Here is a 5,944-nt window from a genome sequence, read left to right as displayed (position 1 = left end):
GGGAGTTGGGAGTTGGGAGTTAGGAGTTGGGAGTTATTTGACTTATTATTTTCGTGTGATTTATTTATTGATTGCTCTGTTGTTTTGACTATTGAACTCAAAATGCGAATGATTTCATCTATGTATATAAGTTCTTGGGTTACATCAAGATTTACTAAATTAGAATGTTGTAATAGTCGTAACCAATATTTGGTTTCTCTAGCTTCTTTGTAGGCAATATACATTTTTGCTAGAAAGTCTTTTCTACTTTGACCTCCACTAGCTTCTTCAACATTGGCTCCAATACTTGTCCCGGATTTAAGTAATTGATTAGAAATTACATATTCCTTATGCTGTTGAAGTTGGCTGTAAAGATGAACTATTTTTAAAGCAAAATCAAAACTTTTATTTTGTATAATACTTGTTGCCAAGAGTTATCCTCCCGTTGTTAAAGCCAAGCTTATTCAGGACTATGAGAAGGTGCGTGACACATAAACCTTATTATTGCGTTAGAAATCAAGCGAAGTGTCACAGCACCCTACAAGATGAGTTTTGTGAACTAGAAGTTTTTAGTTAGGGTTTGAAATATATAGAACTTACGCAGTCATTACAAATTTATAAAAAATATTATTCTGTTACTCATGCGTAAGTCCTGATATAACTCCTAACTCTTAACTCCTAACTCCTCACTCTTAACTCCTAACTTTTTGTTAGTTGACTTTAAACTTACTTACACTTGTTAACAATTCCTGTCCCATTTCAGATAACTGTTGGAAGACTGTGGCAATACTGTTAGCTTCTGTGGAAGTCTTTTTGGAAATCTGGGCTACGTCCTTCATGGATGCTGTGGCTGATACCGATTGCAGCATTTGGGTTTGGGTTGCATCGGTAATCCTTTCGAGTAGTTCGCTGATTTCGGCTGTTGCATCCACAATGTCGTTGAGGTTTTGTCTGGTTTCGTTGACCAAATTTGTCCCTTCTATTACTTGCTGAATACCTGTTTCCATTGCTACTGCAACTTCACCCGTTTCTTCTTGGATTTCTTGGACTAGTTTTTCAATTTCGATGGTTGCTGCTGCTGACTGACGAGATAGCGATCGCACTTCATCGGCTACCACTGCAAAACCTTTACCGTATTCACCAGCACGGGTGGCTTCAATTGCTGCGTTTAGTGCCAGTACGTTGGTTTGAGTGGCGAAGTTACTAATCAAACTTACTACTTTAGAAATCTTCTGGGAGGATTCACTCAGTCGCTTAATCTTTTTACCAGTTTGAGCAACAGTTTCGCGGATTGCCTGAATGGCTTCTACAGTCATGTTCATGGCTGCATCACCAGAATCTACGGTTTGGTTGGCTTTTTGAACCGCAGCCTGTACTGATTCGGCATTTGCTACCACCTCTTGGGTAGAATCAACCATCTGCTGAATCTCGGTTAAAGACCCACTGATTTCTCTTGATTGTTGTTGCGCTAGCTCTGTCAATCCGGTCAGTGACAGGTTGCTTTTTGCAGAAGTTTCCGCAACTTGTTGAGCTGCTGACTGTACTTGTAAGACGATTTGCCGCAATGCTTGTAAGGTGTTGTTGTAAGCATCGGCGATGGTACCTAGCTCGTCTTCGGTAATGGGCGCACGTACCGTCAAATCTCCGTTTAAAGCGGGTCTAACTGCTGCTAAGAGTTGCATTGCTCCTGTTTGCAAAGATTCTCTAGCTTGTTTCTCTCTAGCTGCTGCTTCTGCTACTTGTGACGATTGAGCCTGTAACTGTTGGAGGAATTCAGCTTGTTGTAGGGCTACACTTAGCTGGGTTGCAATTTGTGTCAATAGGTTAACTTCTACTTCTTCCCATTCACGGGGGCCGTCATTCTGATAAGCTGCAAGCATTCCCCAGAGTTTTTTCCCTTGATAAATCGGGACGATCGCGTAAGCTTTACATTGATATTGTTCTAACACCTGAAGGTAACAATCGTTAAATCCTTTAGCGTATATATCAGCAACGACATAGGATTGTTTTTCGCCTATATTCCCCGATAAATTACTTTGTAAGTAGGGGTCAGCAGAACCTGTTTCAATCTCGCTAGTTTTAAACAAAGTTCGCATTCGATTACAACTGTTAATACTTTCTTGCAAACGCCGAATTTGATGTTGTCTTTCTACCAAAGGAAGCCAGCCAGCACCTACAGATTCGGAAACAAATTCTCCGGTGTAGTCAGGGTTAAGTCGATATACGGCTACACGGTCAGTATTTAACAGTGACCGCATCTCTTGAGTAGTAGTTAAGAAGATGCTCTCAATGTCCAGAGATTGGCGGATTTTGTCAATTACTTTGGCTAAAGCGCGATCGCGCTGTACGGCTTTAACCATTTTTTCAGATTGCTGCTCGTATTTATCCAATGTTTGCGTCTGTTGAATCGCAACTCCCAACAGCACGGCAATCTGTTCCATTGCAGTGACTTCAAATTCTTCCCAGTCGCGGGTTCCGGAATGTTGATAGCTTGCTAACAATCCCCAAAGTTTATTGCCTTGAAAAATTGGAACGGTAAGATAAGCTTTGGCTTCAAATTGCTCTAATAAATCCATGTAGCAAGGAGGAAATCCTGCTTTTTCTACATCATTAACAACAAAGCTAGTTCTTTGTTTATAACGACCTCCTTGATTATCTTGCAGATAAGTATCTCCTTCTTTATAGATTGATTCAAGGCTGCGAATCGAGTCGCAATGACCGTTCTCTTTTAATAAAGCTTGATCAATTTCCTTTTCTATAAAAGATTTCCAGTTTTTACCTATAGATTCTGCAATAAATTCACCGCTCCAATCCTCATTAAAACGATAAACAACAGTGTGGTCAGTTTGTAGTAAACGACGGACTTCATAAGCAGTTGTTTGCAAAATTACATTAAATTGCGAGGAATCGGCAACTTTTTGTGTAAGTCCTTCTCCAATTTTACGAGTCAAGCTAATTAAACTTTGCTGACGTTCTGCTGTCTTAGCTAACTGTCGCGATTGCTCTTCGGTTTGCTGTACGAATTCTGCTTGCGATACAGCTACACCCAAGTTAATCGCAATTTGACGTAACAATTTAACTTGGTCTTGTTGCCATTCATAAGCACCGCTATTTTGATAAGCACCTAGTAAACCCCATAATTTCTGTCCTGAGAATAACGGCACAATTACATAAGCTTTAACTTGGAACTGTTCCAAAATCTCGATGTGACAGGGTGCATGATTCATCTCATAGATATCATTCGCGACATAACTTTCATGCTGACGATAGCGTCCCCCTTGAGTTTCCTGTAAGTGTGTATCTTCCCAAACAGTTTTGATACCGGGACCGACAAGTGTAATCCAACCATTTGCCACAGATTCCGCTACAAATTCCCCACTCCAATCAGCATTGAAGCGATAAACTGCTAACCGATCGCATTTAATTATTTCGCGAACTTCCTGGGTAGTTGTACGGAATAACTTATCCAAACTAGAAGCTAGCTGAATCTTATCAATAACCTTTGATATCGATTTAAACTCTTGTGCTTGCCGGTCTATTTTTGTTTGCAATTCAAAGCTTTGCAGTTTGTGAGTAATTTCAGCGGTAATTTGAGTTAGCAAACTAATTTCTGATTCTTCCCACGGACGTGGTGCTGTACAACTGTGTATCGCTAACAATCCCCAAATTTCACCTGCAAATAAAATCGGAATACTTAAACTAGCTGTAACTTGGAATTTTTCTAAGAGTTGAGCTTTGTAAGCTGTTAGTTCAATTTCCGCAATATCTTTTATACAAACAGCTTCTAGATATTCTTCTCTTGCTTCCAACCCGAAAACCATCGTCGGCAGAGTTTCACCCATTGCAGGTGTCCAACCTTTGGCAATTGATTCCCCGATCGCAACACCCGAAGATGAAGAATCAAAGCGATAAATCAGCACTCGGTCGGCTTTGATTTTCTCTTTAACTACTGCGGTTGTGACTTGCACTAATTCATCAAAGTGCTTGACTTGACGAATTTGACTGAGAATTGAAGTTAACTGCGATCGCCAATTTTTAAATTGCTGCTCGATACTGTTTGAATTTGCCGCTTGTTGATTATATTCGCTGGATTTATCAGACTTTTCAATATTATCGAAATGATGTCCGTTTTCGTTATTTTCTTGATATACGCTGGTCATTGAAGGCACCTAAATTTATTTGAGTATTTGAATTTGCTACAAGTTAGGAAAAAATAGTTTTATGGCTATAGGGTTCTCATTTAATTTTTGGAAAAACTCGGTGTACCGATTTAATGTTTTTCAATTCCCCATTACCCATTACCTATTTTGTTAATTATGAATTGACCATAAAGGAGATTGAATAATTGCCGAAGCATCTAAATTGACAATCATTTCTTCTGAAGAATTTATAAAATACCCTTGCAAAAAAGGAGCAACTTCTTGAGAAACCAATTCAGGTGATGGTGGCTTCATTTTTTCCAAGTTAAATTCTTCAATATCCATAATTTGCCGTACCAACAATCCCAAGGATTTACCTTCTTTCTCCAAGATAATCGCCATCATTTTTGAAACAAAATTACTACCATAAGAGTACGGTAAGTAGCCTAACATTGCTTCTAAATCAATTAACCAAAGCATCTCACCGCGCCAATTATAGATACCAAATACACAGCTTGGCATCTGTGGAACGCAGCAGACTTCATTCAAAGATACAGGTAAAATTTCTGTGACGTTTTCCAATGAAATGATTGCTGTATTTTTGATACCTAAGTTAAAGCTTAAAAACTTTTCTGAACTATCCAAGACTATTGTTCCTTATACGTGTTGATTCGTATTGTTAATCTATGAGCTATCTCTTCAATTTTTGTAGAACTCCTTCCAATTCTTCCTTTTGTACGGGTTTGGAAAGAAAAGCGTAAGCACCTAACATATCACCCCACATTTTATCTACATCTGTATTTTTTGTAGAGCAGAAAACGACTGGAATAGTGCTGGTATCGGGATTATTTTTAAGTTCTCGACAAATTTCAAAACCACTTTTCCCAGGTAAAATCACATCCAGAAAAATTACATCAGGTTTTTTTTGAGTAATTTTTTCCTGAGCCTCTTCACTACTTTTCGCCCCCATGACGCTATAGCCTGCTTGCTCTAAATAACGGCTAATCACCTGCATATCAGTTAAACCGTCTTCAACAACCAAAATAGTACTCATAGCAATTACCTATCAATTTTATTTAACAACGAAAAAACGGCTATTGAGCATTAAAATCAGAAAATTCAAACTTGAGCTTTCTCTAATTTTTATGCATATGAAGTTAATTTAACTTCAATGTAAACACTTATGCTTGACTCTATCTAGATTTAATTTTTTTTACAACGCTAATATAGAAATAGGCATTTATTGGCAAGAATTTTGCTGATAAAAATAAGTAAATTAAGAATGTCCAAATGACATCTGTGTATTTGAATTACCCTTATTGTGCGATTGAGGCTGGATATACTTGCGGATAACCCCCAGTACTTTATCGGCAACTACAGGCTTTGTAATAAAATCCGTGGAACCCACGACTTTGGCACGAACTCTGTCAAATAAACCATCGCTGCCTGTAAGTATAATTACTGGTGTATTCGCAAACACTGAAATCCGGCGTAATTGAGCGCAAATTTCATAACCGCTAGCAACCGGCATTACTAAATCCAAGAAAATCAGGTCTGGTTTATTTTCGATCAAGATTGGTAAAGCCTGTACGGGGTCTTGAATTTTAATAAATCGCAGTCCTTGAGGAACAAGAATTTGTTCGAGCATTTGACAAACTTGCGGGCTGTCATCCACACAGGCTATCAAAGGTCCAGATGGTGCTTCTGGTTCTGATTCTGCAACCGATGCATCTTGACCGTCACCGATCTTAAAAGGTAAATCGGGAACTTTTATCAGTTCGATGATACCTTTGAGGACGTAAGGCAATAATGAACGAGCTATAGGT

General features: G+C 38.7%; 5 protein-coding genes. All 5 read right to left on the bottom strand.

The window, feature by feature from the left end:
- On the bottom strand, positions 1–410 hold a 410-nt coding region (locus VB797_RS14655; protein ID WP_323238429.1), incomplete at its 3' end, for a four helix bundle protein.
- Positions 411–689: 279 nt separating this feature from the next.
- Positions 690–4,139: a GAF domain-containing protein gene (locus tag VB797_RS14650; protein ID WP_323238428.1), complete on the bottom strand. Its 3,450-nt coding sequence runs from the start codon at positions 4,137–4,139 to the stop codon at positions 690–692.
- Positions 4,140–4,289: 150 nt separating this feature from the next.
- Positions 4,290–4,763 carry a chemotaxis protein CheW gene (locus VB797_RS14645; RefSeq protein ID WP_323238427.1) on the bottom strand — a complete coding sequence of 158 codons (474 nt, stop codon included), beginning with the start codon at positions 4,761–4,763 and terminating at the stop codon, positions 4,290–4,292.
- A 46-nt stretch (positions 4,764–4,809) separates the two neighbouring features.
- Entirely contained in the window at positions 4,810–5,172 is a 363-nt protein-coding gene (locus tag VB797_RS14640) for a response regulator transcription factor (protein WP_323238426.1), read from the bottom strand.
- A 222-nt stretch (positions 5,173–5,394) separates the two neighbouring features.
- Positions 5,395–5,944 (bottom strand): response regulator (locus tag VB797_RS14635; protein ID WP_323238425.1); only part of this gene is annotated, 550 nt, incomplete at its 5' end.

Source organism: Rivularia sp. UHCC 0363, from assembly GCF_034931125.1.
Taxonomy (GTDB): domain Bacteria; phylum Cyanobacteriota; class Cyanobacteriia; order Cyanobacteriales; family Nostocaceae; genus Rivularia.
The sequence above is the reverse complement of the archived record's forward strand: the minus strand, read 5'-3'. Positions and strand labels throughout refer to the sequence as shown.